This is a genomic window from Photobacterium damselae (assembly GCF_003026815.1).
Taxonomy (GTDB): domain Bacteria; phylum Pseudomonadota; class Gammaproteobacteria; order Enterobacterales; family Vibrionaceae; genus Photobacterium; species Photobacterium damselae.
Genome location: NZ_PYOG01000001.1, coordinates 100756 through 120238 on the forward strand (window position 1 = coordinate 100756; position 19483 = coordinate 120238).

Genomic DNA, 19483 nt, shown 5'->3' on the forward strand with positions numbered 1-19483 from the left:
GAATATCGATGATTTAAAGCATTCTAGAACGAGCTTTTGCAACCACAATTAAACGGTTCGCAAGCACTTTTTGTTTTGTGCTACCAACAGTTTGAATTTCCCTTAATAATCGAGCCAGTTCTGTCTCAAAATATTTCTGTTTTTTTGTGCGCATAAGCGTCCGAATAAGCTTATCTGCATTCTCTGGCAATGGCTGATTTAACGCCCACTCATAGCTATATTGCTGATACGCACCGTCGCTAGATGGTAACTCTATTTCTCGTTCTTTTGGCGGTTGAGCCATATCGTCTAATCGTCCTAAACGCTGGTAATAACCATACACAATAGGCGATTTATGATGAGGTAATTCACCCTCTTGATACAGTTTCTCTCCAACCGTTTGGGCAACATCCACTTTTGACTCTAAAACAAATTGACTGGCGTTTTTGTTGGCGCGAACGTAACTCTCTTTTTTCTTTGGCTCAACCGTATAGTAGACGCGAGCAACATCTTTCGCTCGTGTCATGGCAACATAGGCTAAGCGGCGCTCTTCTTCCGTATCAGCGGCTAATCCAGCACTAGAGCGATTCATATACGGAAAGGCATCTTTATCCCAATATGGCAGATAAACTTGGCTAAACTCACACCCTTTAGCGCGAAAAATTGTGGTGACCTGTACCCCATTGATATTTGGCTGCTGGGCTTGATGTTGATCATGATGAGTCGATTGTTGTGTATAATATTCAAAATATTGAAGCGCTTTCTCACAATGTTGATCCATAGATTCAAGCACTGTTTCTACACTGTCTAATCGTTCAACCGCTTCTTCAATTTCAGATGCCGTAGCCTCCGTTTTCCAAATCCAATTATCTAACTGGCTCTCTTTACGGTACTGACGATACACATCAAGCGCTTTAAATTGCCCTTTACGACGCAAAGTAATCAGTAACTCGACTCGATCAATAAACGAATCTAAATTCAACGCTGAATAAATTTTCTCTGCTTTTGTTACATAAGCTCGCCACTGCTCTATTGGTCGATTCGCTAATTCATCACACAGAGGCTTAAGATCTTTATTGGGAACATAACAGTGTGGAAATGCCATGATATTAAAGAGAAAACTAGAACGCTGCTGCGGTGACTGTTGCTCAAAACGCCCGATAGCAAAACCTAAAATATCCATCAGCAACCGGACTTCCCGACTATGACCCAATACCGAAGGCACTGGCATTTGATAAGGGATCTTTTTGGTCAAAAATGCCAATTCAAATAACAGTGTTTGCGACCAACGACGAACCAAGATTGCCACATCTTTAGCTTGGCCACCTTGTTCTAAAAACTGCTGAATAGCCTGCGCAATTTCACCAACTTGGCGCTCAGAACCAACCACTTCAATTTGGGTATCAGAAACTGACTCATGAGATACCGTTTGAAAGTCATGAAAGCGATTTCGGTTATTCGATATCAAGTGGCTAGCGGCAAGCGCTAAACTGTGTCCAAAACGGAATGTTCTCGATAAGCTATAGGTTTTTGCAGGTGCAAAGTCTCGTTCAAAATTGAGCATAAACTGAGGGGCACTGCCTCGCCATTTATAGATACACTGATCGACATCACCAACAGCAACTAACTGAGACTGAGGACCAAGTAATTGCTTTAGTAATTGATATTGAGCCGTATTAATATCTTGAAATTCATCGACAACAATAAAGCGACACTGTTGATGATAGTATTGTCTTATCGCTTCATTATTTTGAAGTAACTTAACGGTTTCAACCAACCAATCATCAAAGAAAAGTAATTTCCGCTCTTGACGTAACGTTTCAAAATTACGAAATGCTTCAATAATAAATTGATACTCACTACTAATATCAGAAAGGTCAAATACCTCTTTTGGTGGCAGCATATAAGCTTTAACCAATCCAATGAAATTCATTAGCAGTTCAATTGTCTTCGGATCTTTATAGGTCTGCTGCTTTTGATAAGACTTTTCTTGAGCTCCCATCTGACGCAAAACTTGTTTAGCAAGCGTCTTATCACTTTCACCTTGCTGGAAATCGACTTGGTAACCCGTTTCACGTAAATAACCCGTGTGACGCAAGAGCTGATAACAAAAACTGTGAAAAGTATGGACAGGCACCTGCTGCTCAATACCGATACCTTGAAGCTTTTGTTTAAAGTCGTTGCGGATATCACGGTTAAACATCAACACCAGCATATTATTCGCTGGAATTTGTGCCAATTTATGCTGAATAAGTCCAACTAAGGTGGTTGTTTTACCTGTACCAGCACCTGCTACACATAGAGCATTACCTTGCTCATGGTGAATAAAAGCAATTTGTTCAGGGGTAAAACAACTCATAATAATAAAGCTCTAAATTAAACATTTTCTGATGCAGCATCATACCACAGCCAAGACCGTCACAATGCTCGCTTTTACATCCAAGTGACTGGGTATATCTCATCACCAATCAATAAGAAGCAATAGCTGCTTCATCATCCCGCAAATAAATGTGATCAAATACTCACTTTGCTGAAACATTAATCGTTCGTTACACTTTAATTGTCGAATGAAGCTAAATAGATTGCGAAACGAAATATTTTACGCTAATTACACTGTATAAAACCACAGTTGTTTAAGAGTATTTTTATTTGTGGCAAATTTTACAACCCATTTCACCGTAGCGGCCGTGGTTAGTGGTGTGGCAGCAGCAGCGTTACTCTCCGCCGAACATGTAATGCCAGTAACGGCCATCTGGTTAGCATTTCTTGGCACCATGGGCGGCTTATTGCCCGATATCGATTCAGATCATTCCACATCGATGAAATGGTTATTTACACTGCTGGCTAGTTTTAGCTGTTTTATCTTGCTCTGTCATATCTACTCACACGTCACTATGTTAGAGCTTTTATTTTATATCGTAGGGCTATTCATCATTGTTCAAGTTATTATTAAAGCTTGGGTACAGAGAATCACCATACACAGAGGTTGCTGCCATTCTATCGCCTTTGTTACCTTATTGGCGCTATGTGTTACACATTTAGCAAGCTTACTCGGTTACAAAAATACCTTTAGTTGGCTATCTGGGGGCTTTGTTTTATTAGGGGGTTTAGTCCACTTAATTTTAGATGAGATTTACAGCGTAGATTTGGCAAACAAGCGCATTAAATCATCATTTGGTAGTGCCCTTAAGCCTTTTTCTTTGAGCAATCCATTTATTAGCTTGGCGCAAGTGACGGCAATTGTGCTGTTACTATATTCAGCACCACCAGCCCATTCAACCATACGCTTGCTCAGCCATTGGCAGCATTTTCATTTCAGTCCATCATGGCTAAATGTTGACCAAGCTCAATACTGGCTTAAGAATGTGCTAAATTCGACTGCAGATAAAATCAAAACCGTTCATATTCCATCGATTTAGCACATAAATCATCAACATAGATTTTATATACTGGAGCCATTGTTCATAACTTGAATAATGGCTTTTTCTTTATAAAACACCATTACGCAAACGTTTGCTATTTTTAACAAAGCGAGTATGATGCAGGCCATAACCAAGGTTAATCTCCACAACCTTAGAGGTTAACCGTTGAAATTTATGTTTCATGCTTTGATATAGGGATTTCACCATGAGCCTTGCTGATCAAGTTCTTGCTGTCAACGATGACCTACCCATTCGCACTCATCAACCAGTCCATAGCGGTAAAGTTCGTTCTGTCTATTGGTTAACACCAGAAGATAGTCGTCGCTTAATCCAAGAGAAAAATTATAACGTTCAACCCGATGCCGAATTGGCTACTATGGTGATTAGCGATCGTATCTCAGCATTCGATTGTATCTGGCATGCCGAAGGAGGACTCAATGGTGTACCGGGAAAAGGTGCGGCATTAAACGCAATTTCAAATCACTGGTTTACCCTCTTTAAACAACACAATCTTGCTGATAGCCATATTCTTGATATTCCTCACCCTTTTGTTTGGATTGTACAAAAAGCTAAGCCAGTCAAAGTAGAAGCTATCTGTCGTCAATATATTACAGGTTCCATGTGGCGAGCTTATGAAAAAGGTGAACGTAATTTTTGTGGCATTGAATTACCAGAGCGATTAGAAAAAGATCAAAAACTGCCTGAGTTACTTATTACCCCATCAACCAAAGGGATTTTAACTGGTATTCCTGGTGTTCCTGAAGTCGATGATGTTAACGTCACCCGCCAAGATCTTGAAAATAATTTAGCCGCATTTAATTTCCAAGATAAAGCCGATATAGCAACTTATGAGCATATGCTAAAAGCCGGATTTACGGTGATAAGCGATGAGTTAAAACAATTAGATCAAATCTTTGTTGATACCAAGTTCGAGTTTGGCTACGTCACAGATGCTAATGGAAGCGAAAAATTAATTTATATGGACGAAGTTGGTACACCTGACTCTTCTCGCATTTGGGATGGTGCTGCTTACCGTAATGGCAAAATTGTTGAAAACTCCAAAGAAGACTTTCGCCAAGTATTATTAAACTATTTTGATGACCCAGATATTCTACTAAATAAAGATCGCATGGATGAGCGTTTTGCATTGGCACGGGATAATGCTTTACCTCAAGAGACTTTAATGGATATCTCACGTATCTATATTGGAATTGCTGAGAAGATCACTGGACAGAAAATCGTACTCAGTCAAAACCCAAAACAAGAGATCATCAAGATCTTAAATGATCAGTACGGACTGATTGATTAATATCTTTTATTTTAATTAATAAAGGGGGATACCTTTCCCTCTTTACTCTCTTACTCTCTTACTCTCTTTACTATCGTCAATACTGAATCCAAATCGTTAAATATAAAACCTATTACATAACAATTCATTTCTATTCATATCTCCCTTTGCCATACATGACTTATTCATAATAGAGATCATCCTTACGATATGTCTCTTCAACACGTTAATACTGTAACAATTAAGCCGAAAAAACATACGATACAGAGTTTAAAAACACAGCGTGCATCACTTATATCAATGACTTATTTTTTATTATTTTGTCATAAATCTTCATAACAATTTAATAATAAATCACATATTCGTTTTACATCAAAAAACCTTACAAATATTGCAATTACCCCATAAGTATTAATTGAATCTGAATAAACGAATACTTTATGATCGCAAAATAAATAGATTTATAAAAAATATGTCTACATATTCATTTTCCCTTGTTAGCAGGAGTTTCTTTATGAGCAGTGTGACTGATCAAAAAGACCAATCGACGCGCGGCCGCGAATGGAAGGCTTTCCTCTTCATCACAGTCTTTTTATTTCCCATTTTAAGTGTGATGGTAGTAGGTGGTTACGGATTCATTGTGTGGATGCTACAACTGTTTGTGTTTGGCCCTCCAGGTCATGGCATGTAAGTCAAGTACGCATTAGAAATCATTAAAGAGGCACATAATGAAAAACTTTCTTCGCAAAGCTTGGCAGACATTCTCTCGTCCAAGTGTTCATATCAGCTTAGGTGTATTAACCCTAGGTGGTTTTATTGCCGGTGTTATTTTCTGGGGTGGTTTTAATACCGCACTCGAAAAAACCAATACCGAAGAGTTCTGTGTGGGTTGTCACGCAGAAAACGTGGCACCAGAATTTGCCAACACTATTCATGACAAAAACCGCTCAGGTGTTCGTGCAACCTGTCCTGATTGTCACGTTCCACATGAATGGACAGCAAAAATTTCTCGTAAAATTCAGGCAAGCAAAGAAGTTTTTGCTCACTTTGCTGGATTTATTGATACACCAGAGAAGTTTGAAGATCGTCGTTTAGTTCTCGCGCAACATGAGTGGGAACGTTTTAGCGCTAACGGCTCTCTTGAGTGTCGAAACTGTCACGACTATGACGGCATGGACTTTAGCAAGATGTCGCCAACAGCTCGTGTCCAAATGAAGAATGCGGCAGAACGAGATCAAAGCTGTGTTGACTGTCATAAAGGTATTGCTCACCATCTTCCGAAGAATATGGACAGCAGCGGTGGTTTAATTTCAGAGCTAGTAAACCTATCACACAACACTAAATATGCTGATGGCGAAACGGTATACAGCGTGCGTTACCTACCTGTGTATGAAGATAAAGATCTAAAGGTTGAAGCCGGTCTTCTTAACCCAGCATCAGGCGTAAAAGTTATCGCGCAAACCGACAAGGCTATTGAAGTTGAAATTGCTGGTTGGCGTAAAGATAAAGGCTATGGTCGAGTTATTCAGGAAGATTTTGGTATGAATATCCCGGTTGCCTCTCTGGTTAAAGAATCAGCACAAAATGATCAAGTGGTTGATAAGTACGAAGAGAAAGTTGACGACTTAACAGGTCTTCCATGGCAGCGCGTAACGGCTAAAGTTTGGATGCCTAAAGATTCTCTTGTTAACGACATTACTCCAGTATGGGAAAAGGCAAAATCGGCTTACACCACTAACTGTTCAGTATGTCACACCCAACCTGCGGAAAACCATTTCGATGCCAATACATGGCCAGGAATGTTCGATGGCATGCTAGCGTTCGTTAACTTTGATCGCGATAGTGAAGCCCTAGTTCGTAAGTATCTTCAAAAGCATTCTTCAGATTTTTCTGATGAGAAGCACTAAGGTTGATGGAGTAAATAACCATGTCTGTATCAAGAAGAAGTTTTCTTAAAGGCCTAACCATGACCAGTGCAGCTGGCGTGATTGGTCCTAGCCTACTGGCTTCATCTAAAGCCTTTGCTGTTGAAACTACAGGAACCTGGAAATATTCAGGTTCTCACTGGGGTGCATTCCGCGCTCATATCTATGGTGGCCGAGTTCAAGAGATTGAAGCGATCGAAATAGATACAAATCCGACCGAAATGTTAAAAGGCATTAAGGGCGTTATCTACAACCCTTCACGTGTTCGCTACCCAATGGTACGTCTCGATTGGTTGAAGAAAAACAAGTATAGCGGCGAAACACGTGGTAATAACCGTTTTGTACGTGTGACTTGGGATGAAGCTCTGGATCTGTTCTACCAAGAATTAGAGCGTATGCAAAAAGACTACGGTCCTTGGGCAATTCACGCCGGTCAAACAGGTTGGCGTCAAACAGGTCAATTCCACAGTTGTACTAGCCACATGCAGCGCGCAGTAGGTATGCACGGTAACTACATCACTAAAGTGGGTGACTACTCAACTGGTGCCGGCCAAACCATCATGCCATATGTGCTGGGTTCAACGGAAGTTTACGCCCAAGGTACTTCTTGGTCTGAAATTTTAGATAACACCAAGACATTAATCTTGTGGGCAAACGATCCAGTGAAAAACCTACAAGTTGGTTGGAACTGTGAAACCCATGAATCCTACCCTTACCTTGCTCAGCTAAAAGAAAAAGTAGCTCAAGGTGAGATCAAAGTGATCTCGGTAGATCCTGTTAAAAATAAAACCCAGCAGTATCTCGATAATGAGCATCTTTACATTAACCCACAGACCGATGTGGCGTTTATGTTAGGTGTGGCTCATACCCTGTATAACGAAAACCTATACGATAAAGACTTCATCAAAATGTATTGCTTAGGCTTTGATGAGTTTATTGGTTACGTTAAAGGTGAGACCAAAGATAAAGTAGAAAAAACGCCAGAGTGGGCTTCGGCTATCTGTGGCGTTCCTGCGGATCAAATCCGTGAATTTGCTCGTCTATTGGTAAAAGATCGCACTCAGATCATGTTTGGTTGGTGTATCCAACGACAAGAACACGGTGAACAGCCTTATTGGATGGGTGCTGTGGTTGCGGCAATGGTTGGTCAAATTGGTTTACCAGGTGGCGGTATCTCTTATGGCCACCACTACTCAGGTATCGGTGTTCCATCAACAGGATTTGCCGCTCCTGGTGGCTTCCCTCGTAACGTAGATGAAGGCCATAAACCAAAGTGGGATAACAATGACTTTAATGGTTACAGCCGTACCATTCCAGTTGCTCGTTTTGTTGACTGTATTTTAGAGCCGGGTAAAGAGATCCAATACAACGGCTCTAAAGTGATTCTTCCTGGTTACAAAATGATGGTGATCAGCGGTAACAACCCATGGCACCACCATCAAGATCGTAACCGCATGAAGCAAGCATTCCAGAAGTTGCAAACCGTTGTGACTATTGATTATGCTTGGACTGCAACGTGTCGTTTTTCTGATATTGTACTGCCAGCCTGTACGCAGTTTGAACGTAATGATATTGATGTTATGGGTTCTTACAGTGGTCGTGGTCTACTTGCGATGCACAAACTGGTTGACCCACTCTATCAATCTAAAACCGATTTCGAGATCTTTACTGAGTTGACTCGCCGTTTTGGTCGTCATAAAGAGTACACTCGTGGTATGGATGAAATGGAATGGGTAAGCATGTTGTATAACGACTGTCGAGCAGCGAACAAAGGTAAGTTTGATATGCCTGAGTTTGATGTGTTCTGGCAGCAAGGTTTCCTAGACTTTGGTACGGGTCAACCTTGGGTTCGTCATGCAGATTTCCGTAAAGACCCAGAGATTAATGCCTTAGGTACACCATCTGGCTTTATTGAAATTTCTAGCCGTAAGATTGGTCGTTATAATTATGAACACTGTCAAAATCACCCAATGTGGTTTGAGAAAACAGAACGTTCTCATGGCGGCCCTGGCTCAGATAAACACCCATTCTGGTTACAATCTTGCCACCCAGATAAGCGTCTGCACTCACAGATGTGTGAATCTGATGAGTTCCGTGCAACGTACACAGTACAAGATCGTGAACCTATTTACATGAACCCGAAAGATGCCGCGAAAAAAGGCATCAAAGCAGGCGATGTAGTACGAGTGTTTAATGATCGCGGTCAACTATTAGCGGGTGCGGTATTATCAGATAGCTATGCCGAAGGTGTGGTTCGAATCGAAGAAGGCGCATGGTACGGTCCTCTTAATGAGAAAATCGGTGCCATTGATACCTATGGCGATCCAAATACCTTAACAATGGATATCCCAAGTTCCGAGCTTGCTCAAGCAACCAGTGCGCAAACTTGTCTGGTTGATTTCGAGAAGTTCCAAGGTGAGCTACCACCTGTAACCTCATTTGGCGGTCCGATTGAAGTTAGCTAATCAATCAGTCTGATTAAACAGTAAAAAGGCCCGAGTTTTATATGAACTCGGGCCTTTTTGTATCAACTAAACGTAACAAGATCACTCTCTTGGGCTGGATCTCGCCCTGTTATTGATGATTTTTGAACCGCAGCATAACGCTTTTCCCAATAGGTGGCATTTTTAATCCCTAACTTAATTGGTTTGAAGGTAAAGTCCGTCACCCCAGCGGCTTGTTGAGCCTCATAATCTCGCAAAGTAAAAATATGGTAATAAAAAAAAGCGCCCTATTTAATTAGGACGCAAAAAAAGAAATGTCAAAACAGGAAATGGTATTTTCTAATTAATCATCTAACTCTTCTAACTCAATTTCACGAGCGATCTTTTGACCATTGCGAACAATACCTTCAATCTCAACTCGTTTACCTGGTAGCGTTGCTAGTGTTAGACGATCTTCATAACGAGTCATGTTATCTACATAAACAGGTTGCTGAACACCATAAAGTGTAATTGTAGAATCCGTCACATCAGAAACGATTCCTTCAACATCAAACTCACGCCAAGTGCCTTGATCATGGTCACCATCGTGATCACGCTCAAATTCAATCTCTTTTGCCACACCATTAATTGCAGTGACTTCAACCAACGTACCCATTTTTAAGTTGTTTCGCGTTCCATCTTCAAAACGAGTTGAGTTGTTGATAACAAATTGACCGCGAGCATTTAGAGTAAATAAGGTCTTTTCGTTGTTAATCCAGGTTACTACACCCTCAATTTCTGCATCATCAAAGTCTTCATTGTCGTCATAGTTATCAACTTCAACTTCTGTAGCAACGAAAGCACCATCTATCATCTCCCCCGTTACTTCAACCCAGTCACCATTACCAATCGTTGGATCTAACTGAATATTTGCATAATCTACGACGACCTGACCTAACTTAAATGTAGATGCCACAGAATCTAACTGAGATAAAGTGCCCTCTAACTCATACTTACCAGCAAGGTCAGTATTCTCAACTTCAATCACCGATAGAACTTTATAACCCACTCCAGTTTCGGTCGCCATCGGCAGTGCAGAAACCATCACCCAATCATTTATTTCTATATCTTTGTTTAATTGAGCAAAAGACAACTCCACCCCATTAATGGTGAAAGTGTGGGTTGTATGATTAACTGCAGTCACTTGACCTAGTAGTGTTGGATCTAGAAAAACGGTAGCGCCAGCCTTTGCCACGTCAGAAACCTGCACCATCATTTGTGGTTTTAATACAGAAACACCATCAGCCAAAGGGGTATTTGCATAATTCACACTAGCTACTTGGTAAGAGCGACCATTAACAATGATATTGCTGCCATTTACTTTATCAATCGTACCTTCAACTAATGCTGGCTTTGCCTCTGGTTTAATATCAGGTTTTGGTGTTGAGCCATTATCACTGCCGCCGCCACCACCGCATCCAGAAAGAATAAGACCAATAATCGTAACTAGTACCAACTTTTTCATGCTAAACCTTTTTATTTAAAGAATAATATTGTTATCGCAGGTATATTAAGCGGGCATTCGTGAAGTGATCGTGAAGAAACGTGAAATATTTTTATGAAAGTACTAATTGTTGATGACAACCATAATATTGCCGAGACCATTGCTGACTATCTTGAACTTGAAGGTATGACGATTGACTGTGCTTATCATGGTGAAGCTGCACTAAATTTGGTTAAAGAAAATCACTATGATGTGATTATTATGGACATTATGATGCCTAAATTAGATGGCATTAATGCAGTAAAGAAATTACGAGAAGAACAGTTTTGCAACACCCCCATTCTCTTTTTAACCGCCAAAGATCAGTTAGAAGATAAAATTGCGGCATTTAAAGCCGGTGGTGATGACTATCTACTCAAGCCTTTTGCAATGGAAGAGCTCTGTTTGCGCCTTTACGCATTGAGTAACCGCGGTCCTCGACAGGATATTGGAGAGCTCAAGTTTGCCGATATCACCATTAATACACGCACTGATGAAGTTAAACGCGCCGAAACAGAGATTAAACTAAGCCGGATTCAACTTAAAATTCTCAAATTACTTATGCGACAAGCTCCTAGCATAGTATCACGCCAAGAAGTAATCGAATCGATTTGGGGCGATGAAACCCCATCCAGTGATGCTCTTCGCAGTCATATATATGGTCTTCGTAATGCCCTAGATAAGGGTTTTGAAACATCAAGGTTAGAAACAATCCATGGTCAAGGCTACCGCATCAAAGCTTAAACAATATCCAAGTCTCTATCGCAAAGTTCGTTGGAGTTTTGGCGCAATGACATTTGTGATGTTTGCTCTGTATTGGGGCGTGATTTATATCGCTGAAAACCAGTTAGAGGTGATCAGTCTCCACCACTGGCTTGATACCGAAGCAACCCGTTATGTAATGGATTACCAAAAAGATCAAGAGCAAGCAGCCCTTCCTAATAAGTCTGAATTTTCAACTTATTGGAGTGAGCAACCCATGCCAAAATGGTTGGATAGTTATAATAAACCGGGTTTTTATGAACATCTGCTAGGGGATGAGGATAAGCATTTTATTGTATTAAAACACCCATCAGGTAATGGTTTACTCTATTTAGTATTCCAAGACGATGCCGATGACTACCTTGATAGCTATGAAGATAACTTGCACTATTTTACCTTCTTCTTTGGTGGGCTTATCACTTTAGCCATGGCGTTATATGGGGTATATTTTGTACGTACCCTCTCAAAACCTTTTGCAACTATCGAAGAAAAAATCAGTCAAATGCAACCTGACCAACCAGCCTTTTCTGTCGATAGTCAATACAGTGAAACCCGCCACATAGAGCAAGCACTTCTTGATAGCAAAAATAATATTGCTGGATTTTTTCAACGAGAGAAAGAGTTTAGCCGTTTTGCTTCTCACGAACTGCGTACACCTATTATGGTGATTAAAGGATCTGCCGATTTACTCAAAAAAGTCCCCAATCAGCCACGAGTTGCACTCAAGGCTATCGATCGGATGCAACAAGCTAGTGATGAAATGCGTATCTTAACTGAGACTTTTCTCCTACTTGGTAAAGAGCAAATTGATAACCATTACTTTGGTGAATTCAGTTTAGATAGTGCTTTATATCAACAACTTGAGCTTCTAGAACCCCTATTTGCTAAGCAAGATTCTGGCTATCAGTTAGAGATAAAAAATCCTATCACAGCCTATGCACCAGAAAGTTTTATTACTATTGTTATAAACAATCTGATCAAGAATGCATTTAGCTACAGTATCGGTGATATTCATATTTCACTGGATGCCGAAACATTAACGATCACGAATCGCCATGATGGACATGAGACCTATAATGCAGGTTATGGCTGCGGACTGGTTATTGTTGAGCGTATTTGTGAACGGATGGGTTGGCAATTTTCAGCGACTGATACTGGCACCCAATTTGCAACAGAGATTCAATTCCACAATAGAAGTTAAAAAACTGGAGGAATAAAGATGAAGATCTGTCATTTTTTGCCAAGCCGCAACAGTACTATTTTTATTCCTCTTTTGGTTCTTTGGCTTACAGGATGTACCTCTGTTCCACAACAAGTTTCTCCTGTTACTGCTTTTGAACTCAATCGCTATATGGGCACTTGGTATGAGATAGCCCGCCTTGACCACAGTTTTGAACGTGGGCTTTCTAATATCTCAGCCACTTATCATCTAAAACGCGATGGCAGTGTAGAAGTCATTAATCGAGGTTTTGATGTCGATGAGAAGCAGTGGAGTGAAGCCATAGGTAATGCCAAAATGGTCAAAGATATTCATACAGGGCACTTTAAAGTCTCATTCTTTGGCCCATTCTATAGTAGTTATGTTGTCTTCCACTTAGAGCCTGACTATAGTGCCGCGCTCGTTAGTGGTTATAGTAACGACTATTTTTGGATTTTATCGCGCACACCAAGCCTACCTAAAGAGAAGATTAACCACTATTTACAGTTAGCAAAACAACATGGCTTTGCGACCGACCAACTCATCTATCCATCACAAATTCAAAATAGAAAAAAGGTGAACCAAATGGCCCACCTTTACAGTACACGTTAAGCAATCGCGCCTTTATCCCAGCGTACTTGATGATCGTCAGTTCGCTGCCCTCTTAGCAATTGTTTATGGTATTTAGCCACGACAGAACGATGAGCAATACTAATTAATGTAGTCTGGGGTAACTCATCAAGCAGTAACTGATACATACGCGCCTCAGTCTCTTCATCGAGAGAGGCTGTAGCTTCATCCAAAAATAACCATTTAGGTTGTTGGATAAAAGTACGCAATAAAGCGACTCGTTGCTGCTCACCTGGAGACATCACATGAGCCCAATTATGTCGTTCAGAAAGAACGTCAACAAAACGGCTTAACGAACATTTGTGCATCCATTCCACTAGAGTAGCATCAGAGATCAGAGTATCTTTTTGAGGATAGAGTAAAACATCTCTTAATGTTGCAATAGGTAGATAAGGCCTCTGAGGTAAAAATAGTGCATCGTTATTACGCTCTACTTCACCTTGTGAAAATGGCCAAATACCTGCGATGGTTTTCATTAAACTGCTCTTACCTAAACCAGAAGGGCCAGCAATTAATGTGTGCTCGCCTGCTGCAATAGATAAGTTACCCAGAGTAAATAAAATTTCTTTATTAGGTAACCCGACAGAACACTGGCTGAGCGTTAAGTGGTCTTGATTTGAAAGTTTGATATGTAATTGGCTCTTGATTGTTTGCTCTCTCGCTTCAATCATATGCTCATGATAAGTTGTTAAGCGATCGACACTGGCTTTCCAGCTTGCGATAGAAGCATAAGAGTTAACAAACCAGCTCATGGCATCCATAACTTGACCAAAAGCATTCACGATCTGCATCATCCCACCCAGTTTGATGGCACCAGAGAAAAAACGGGGAGCGGTAATAACCAGAGGGAAAATAGATGCAATTTGCGAATAGCCACTATTAAAGCCAACCATCTGCTTTTGTTTTCGCATAATTTTCCAAGTGTTTTTCCAGACTGAATCAAACTTTAATTCAAGTTCTTGTTGTTCAGTTTTCTCACCTTGATAAAGCGCCACGCCTTCTGCATTTTCACGCAAACGGATCATAGAAAAACGAAGATCAGCTTCAAACTTTTGTTGCATAAAATTCAAACCAATTAATGGCCTACCTATTTTATGCATGATCCAACTACCAATGCCAGCATACAATAAAGCAGCCCATACCATCGCCCCAGGGATTTCAATATGATGACCGAGTAAGTCAACACTCATACTGCCCGATAGACCCCATAAAATGGTAATGAACGAAGCTAGTGTTACAACGGAATTCAACAGCCCTAGTGCCAACCCTAATGTGTCGCTGGTAAATTGATTGATGTCTTCCGAAATACGTTGATCCGGGTTATCTGTTTTGCCGTGTTCCAACTCTAATTGATAGTAAACACGATGAGATAACCAATCTGAAAAATACACTTGTGTTAACCAACGACGCCAACGAAGCTGAAGCATCATATTGAGGTAAATGCGATAGATAGCAATAATGATAAAACCTGCCGCTATTAATGAAAACTTAATTAATAGGTGGGTAAAAGCCGCTTTATCTATCTGCTGAAGGGCATTATAGAAGTCTGCATTCCATTTATTTAGGATGACAGACATATAGACCATACCTAAATTGAGAATGACAATGGCAAATAATAAACCGCGAGCAATCCATTTTTCTTCAGATTGCCAATACGGTTTTGCTAACTGCCACACTTTACCTAAAAAGTGACGGGAACTCAGTTGGACTGAATCAGTCAATTTCATAATACTCCTCTACCCTAAATACTCTCAAAGACTGAGAAGTTAGAGCAGCGGCACAAAACAAAGTTCGCATTAATACGCTTGAGACATAAAAAAACCGCCTAATCCAATGAATCAAGCGGTTTTGTGCGTATATATTCACAATTCTAGGCGTGTTTTTTCTCAAACTCTGCCATAAAACGAACAAGAGCTTCAACGCCCTCATAAGGCATTGCATTATAAATAGACGCGCGCATACCACCTACAGCACGATGGCCTTTCAGTGCTCTCAAGCCAGCTGCATCGGCTTCTTTTAAGAATAGCTCGTCTAATTCTGGATTTTTTAATTGAAACGGCACATTCATCGCAGAACGGTTATCAGGATGAACATTATTTTGATAGAAATCTGAATGATCAATAGCATCATAAAGCAACTTAGCTTTTACTTCATTGCGCTTTTGAATCTCAGCCACGCCGCCAATACTTTTCAGCCACTTGAAAACTTCACCAGCTAAATACCATGCAAAAGTCGGTGGCGTATTAAACATCGACTCTTTATCAACGGCTACTGTGTAATCAAGAATACTTGGTAAGATCTGTTTTGCTTGGCCCAATAAATCATCACGAACGATCACGATAGTCAAACCCGCTGGACCAATATTTTTCTGAGCGCCTGCGTAAATAACCCCGTATTTTGAAACATCAATTTGGCGAGATAAAATCACTGACGACATATCTGCAATAATCGGTTTATCCGTCACAGGTAAATCGCGGATCTCAATACCATCGATAGTTTCATTCGGACAAAAATGCACAAAAGCAGCATCGTCTGATAAAGGCCATTGGTTTGCGGGTAAAATAGCGCGCTTACCGTCGCGTTCACAGGTAATATCAACCGCATTAGGCTGGCAGTACTTACTCGCTTCTTCGACCGCACTGTGAGCCCAAAAACCACCATCCATATAATCAGCAGTTGTTGCATCACCTAGCAAGTTAAGTGGAACCGCCGCAAATTGGCCTCGAGCGCCACCATGCATAAACAGTACGTGATAATTATCAGGAATAGACAGTAAATCACGCAGATCTTTTTCTGATTGAGCGGCGATTTCTAAAAATGGTTTGCCACGGTGACTCACTTCCATCACAGAAGTACCCAAGCCATTCCAATCAACCAATTCTGCTTGGGCTTTTTTAATAACGTCTGCTGGCATCATTGCAGGGCCAGCACTAAAGTTATAAACCTTATCCATGATGTAGATATGCTCCTGCTATCAAAATAAATATAAAACTGCACTAGCACAGAAGTAGAAATAAACTGTGACTGTGATCTTCTTTATCACTTTTTACACCTTTCAACTTGATCTGAAAAGGTTTTTCTTTATACAGTCAGGGCTAAAAGTAGAGATATAAAAAAACGCAGCCCAAAGACTGCGTTTAATTTAGAGAATAATACTAAGTTAGTCGTTATTCTTCAGATGAATCGCCCTGCTCAGAATCTGCAGCTGGTGTTTCTGTATTTTCTACTTCGGTGATTTCTGCGTCTTCGATGATATCATCTTCATCCGGCTCATCAATACGTTGTAGACCAACTACTTTTTCATCTTCTGTAGTACGGATCAGAGTGACACCTTGAGTATTACGACCCACACGGCTTACTTCGGCTACGCGAGTACGAACCAGAGTACCACCATTGGTGATCATCATAAATTCGTCACCCTCAAGTACCTGTACCGCACCAACAACTGAACCATTACGCTCAGAAACTTTGATGGATACAACACCTTGAGTTGCACGGCTCTTCGCTGGGTATTCCTCAAGCTCTGTACGCTTACCGTAACCATTTTCAGTCACAGTTAATACATCACCATCATTGTGAGGAACAATCAGAGATACTACATTGTCGCTCTCTGCCAGCTTGATACCGCGAACACCCGCAGCTGTACGGCCCATAGCACGTACTTGGCCTTCGTTGAATCGAACAACCTTACCTGCTTTAGAGAACAGCATAATGTCATTGTTACCATCTGTGATATCAACACCAATCAGTGTATCTTCATCACGAAGGTTAACCGCGATAATACCAGCACTACGAGGACGGCTAAAGTCAGTTAGAGGAGTCTTCTTAACTGTACCATCAGCCGTTGCCATGAAGACAAACTTATCTGCTTCGTATTCTTTAACTGGAAGAATTGCGGTAATACGCTCATTCTCTTCAAGAGGAAGAATATTAACAATCGGCTTACCACGCGCAGTACGACTTGCTAATGGTAACTGGTACACTTTCAGCCAGTACATACGACCGCGAGTCGAGAAGCACAAAATAGTATCGTGAGTATTAGCAACCAGCAGACGTTCAATGAAGTCTTCATCCTTCATTCGAGTTGCTGCTTTACCTTTACCACCACGACGTTGAGCTTCGTAATCGGTTAGTACTTGGTACTTAACATAGCCTTCATGAGATAAAGTCACTACAACATCTTCTTGGTTGATCAAATCTTCCAAATCGATATCGTGAGTTGCCGCTGTGATCTCAGTACGGCGAGCATCATTAAACTGCTCTTTAACTAGCTCTAACTCTTCACGAATTACTTCCATTAAGCGCTCGGCACTTGACAGGATATGCAGTAATTCAGCGATTTCTTCTAATAGAGTTTTGTATTCATCAAGAATCTTTTCGTGCTCAAGACCTGTTAGCTTGTGCAGACGAAGATCAAGAATCGCTTGTGCTTGTTGCTCTGTTAAATAATACAGATTGTCACGAATACCAAACTCTTCAGCAAGCCAATCAGGGCGAGCAGCATCAGTTCCAGCACGTTCAAGCATTGCAGCAACGTTACCTAGCTCCCAACCACGAGCAACAAGGCCTGCTTTAGCTTCAGCTGGTGTTGGCGCACGGCGAATAAGCTCGATGATTTCATCGATATTTGCCAGAGCAAGAGCCAAACCTTCTAAGATATGAGCACGGTCACGAGCTTTACGAAGTTCGAAAATAGTACGACGAGTCACCACTTCACGACGGTGGTTAACGAAGCACTTAAGCATCTCTTTTAGGTTGAACAGTTTAGGCTGGCCATTGTCCAGTGCAACCATGTTGATGCCGAACGTTGTTTGTAGCTGAGTTTGTGCATAAAGGTTGTTTAGAACCACCTCACCCACAGCATCACGCTTACATTCAATAACAATACGCATACCGTCTTTATCTGACTCATCACGTAGTGCACTGATGCCTTCAACTTTCTTTTCTTTAACCAGTTCAGCAATCTTTTCAATCAAGCGAGCTTTGTTCACCTGATATGGGATTTCTGTAACGATAATGGTTTCTCTACCATTCTTGTCTGCTTCGATCTCAGCTTTTGAACGCATGTAGATCTTACCGCGACCAGTCTTATAGGCATCGATGATACCTTTACGACCACTGATCATTGCCGCAGTTGGGAAGTCAGGACCAGGAATGTATTCCATTAACTGATCGATAGTGATTTCTTCATTATCGATATAAGCCAAACAACCATCGATGACTTCACCTAGGTTATGAGGCGGAATGTTAGTTGCCATACCAACGGCGATACCAGATGAACCATTTACCAGCAGGTTTGGAATTTTCGTTGGTAGTACTGCTGGAATGTGCTCGGTACCGTCATAGTTAGGTACATAATCAACCGTGTCTTTTTCAAGGTCAGCAAGCAGCTCGTGAGCAATTTTTGACATACGAACTTCGGTATAACGCATTGCCGCAGCCGAGTCACCATCGATAGAACCGAAGTTACCCTGACCATCCACCAGCATATAACGAAGTGAGAACGGTTGTGCCATACGTACGATAGTGTCATAAACAGCACTATCACCATGAGGGTGATATTTACCGATTACGTCACCGACCACACGGGCAGATTTTTTGTAAGCTTTATTCCAGTCATTGCCCAGTACATTCATCGCGAATAAAACGCGGCGGTGTACTGGCTTTAGGCCATCACGCACATCAGGAAGAGCACGACCAACGATAACTGACATCGCATAGTCGAGGTATGAGCCTTTCAGCTCCTCTTCAATGTTTACGGGCGTGATCTCTTTTGCAAGATCGCTCATGGAGCCAATATCCCTCAGGTAATTTCTATCGTATTTTTGATACGTTTAAGGTTCGAAAATATAGCATATTTCGGCCTCAATAGGCACACCTTTCACGATTTATGTTGTGAGTAATTTAGCGAAAATCTAAAAAAACCCAAGTAATTGAGGACACTTCTGTGAAAACTTTGACATAGCTTGTTCAAAAAACATCCAAAAGCCATTTTATTACAGCTAATTACTCACTTTGTCACAACACTGTACAAAAGTTATAACCATTTGTAAAAATGCGATTGTAACTCAAGTTCTTAATGATAAAGCATCAATATGTTTGCATTTCATACGAATACGAGCTTCATCACTCTTATTTTATATAAAAACCCTATACTGAGTCTGGTTACTTCATTTAGCGGTTGAACTAACTTTCACCCCTCCTTTTACTGTCTTAATTTGGTGAGGTTATTATGTTTAGCACAATCATTAATACCCTAGGTTTATGCATACTTGGCGGCAAATATATCCTAATTCTCATTCTTACAGCGTTA

General features: G+C 40.9%; 13 protein-coding genes and 1 pseudogene. 8 read left to right on the top strand and 6 right to left on the bottom strand.

What is annotated here, in order from left to right; genetic code table 11:
• Window positions 1–13 precede the first annotated feature (13 nt).
• A complete protein-coding gene (locus tag CTN07_RS00455; RefSeq protein ID WP_005299951.1) occupies window positions 14–2338 on the bottom strand; it encodes an ATP-dependent helicase in 2325 nt (774 codons plus the stop codon).
• A 292-nt stretch (window positions 2339–2630) separates the two neighbouring features.
• Between CTN07_RS00455 and CTN07_RS00460 the strand changes: the two genes are divergently transcribed.
• From CTN07_RS00460 to torA, 5 genes are all read left to right on the top strand, one after another.
• A complete protein-coding gene (locus CTN07_RS00460; protein WP_005299953.1) occupies window positions 2631–3398 on the top strand; it encodes a metal-dependent hydrolase in 768 nt (255 codons plus the stop codon).
• Window positions 3399–3606: 208 nt separating this feature from the next.
• A complete protein-coding gene (locus tag CTN07_RS00465) occupies window positions 3607–4710 on the top strand; it encodes a phosphoribosylaminoimidazolesuccinocarboxamide synthase (protein ID WP_005299955.1) in 1104 nt (367 codons plus the stop codon).
• 493 nt (window positions 4711–5203) lie between these two features.
• Window positions 5204–5380, top strand: coding sequence for a trimethylamine N-oxide reductase system protein TorE (gene torE / locus CTN07_RS00470; RefSeq protein ID WP_036764069.1), 177 nt, complete (start codon window positions 5204–5206; stop codon window positions 5378–5380).
• A gap of 37 nt (window positions 5381–5417) precedes the next feature.
• Entirely contained in the window at window positions 5418–6596 is a 1179-nt protein-coding gene (torC, locus tag CTN07_RS00475; protein WP_036764071.1) for a pentaheme c-type cytochrome TorC, read from the top strand.
• 20 nt (window positions 6597–6616) lie between these two features.
• Complete coding sequence (gene torA / locus CTN07_RS00480; protein WP_036764073.1) at window positions 6617–9079, top strand: trimethylamine-N-oxide reductase TorA; 2463 nt, start codon at window positions 6617–6619, stop codon at window positions 9077–9079.
• 62 nt (window positions 9080–9141) lie between these two features.
• Here the strand turns inward: torA and CTN07_RS22720 are convergent.
• Together CTN07_RS22720 and CTN07_RS00485 are read right to left on the bottom strand one after the other, a co-directional pair.
• A pseudogene (locus CTN07_RS22720) lies at window positions 9142–9315 on the bottom strand (hypothetical protein); the annotation flags it as partial.
• Between the two features lie 86 nt (window positions 9316–9401).
• Window positions 9402–10562 (bottom strand): DUF5666 domain-containing protein, encoded by a 1161-nt coding sequence (locus tag CTN07_RS00485; RefSeq protein WP_036764075.1) that lies wholly within the window; start codon window positions 10560–10562, stop codon window positions 9402–9404.
• Window positions 10563–10655: 93 nt separating this feature from the next.
• Here CTN07_RS00485 and CTN07_RS00490 point away from each other — a divergent pair, with 93 nt between their 5' ends.
• Genes CTN07_RS00490 through CTN07_RS00500 form a run of 3 tightly spaced genes read left to right on the top strand, consistent with a single transcriptional unit; the run spans window position 10656 to window position 13152 of the window.
• Complete coding sequence (locus tag CTN07_RS00490; RefSeq protein WP_005299963.1) at window positions 10656–11324, top strand: response regulator transcription factor; 669 nt, start codon at window positions 10656–10658, stop codon at window positions 11322–11324.
• Window positions 11296–12543 carry a sensor histidine kinase gene (locus CTN07_RS00495; RefSeq protein WP_036764077.1) on the top strand — a complete coding sequence of 416 codons (1248 nt, stop codon included), beginning with the start codon at window positions 11296–11298 and terminating at the stop codon, window positions 12541–12543. Before CTN07_RS00490 ends, CTN07_RS00495 begins: the two co-directional genes overlap by 29 nt.
• An 18-nt stretch (window positions 12544–12561) precedes the next feature.
• Window positions 12562–13152 (top strand): lipocalin family protein, encoded by a 591-nt coding sequence (locus tag CTN07_RS00500; protein WP_005299967.1) that lies wholly within the window; start codon window positions 12562–12564, stop codon window positions 13150–13152.
• On the opposite strand, the gene CTN07_RS00505 is transcribed toward CTN07_RS00500, so the two are convergent.
• From CTN07_RS00505 to gyrA, 3 genes are all read right to left on the bottom strand, one after another.
• Entirely contained in the window at window positions 13149–14897 is a 1749-nt protein-coding gene (locus tag CTN07_RS00505; RefSeq protein ID WP_005299969.1) for an ABC transporter ATP-binding protein/permease, read from the bottom strand. The two genes, CTN07_RS00500 and CTN07_RS00505, sit on opposite strands and share 4 nt — an antisense overlap.
• Before the next feature lie 143 nt (window positions 14898–15040).
• A complete protein-coding gene (gene serC / locus CTN07_RS00510) occupies window positions 15041–16123 on the bottom strand; it encodes a 3-phosphoserine/phosphohydroxythreonine transaminase (protein WP_005299971.1) in 1083 nt (360 codons plus the stop codon).
• Window positions 16124–16337: 214 nt separating this feature from the next.
• Complete coding sequence (gene gyrA / locus CTN07_RS00515; protein ID WP_005299973.1) at window positions 16338–18959, bottom strand: DNA topoisomerase (ATP-hydrolyzing) subunit A; 2622 nt, start codon at window positions 18957–18959, stop codon at window positions 16338–16340.
• Between the last annotated feature and the right edge of the window lie 524 nt (window positions 18960–19483).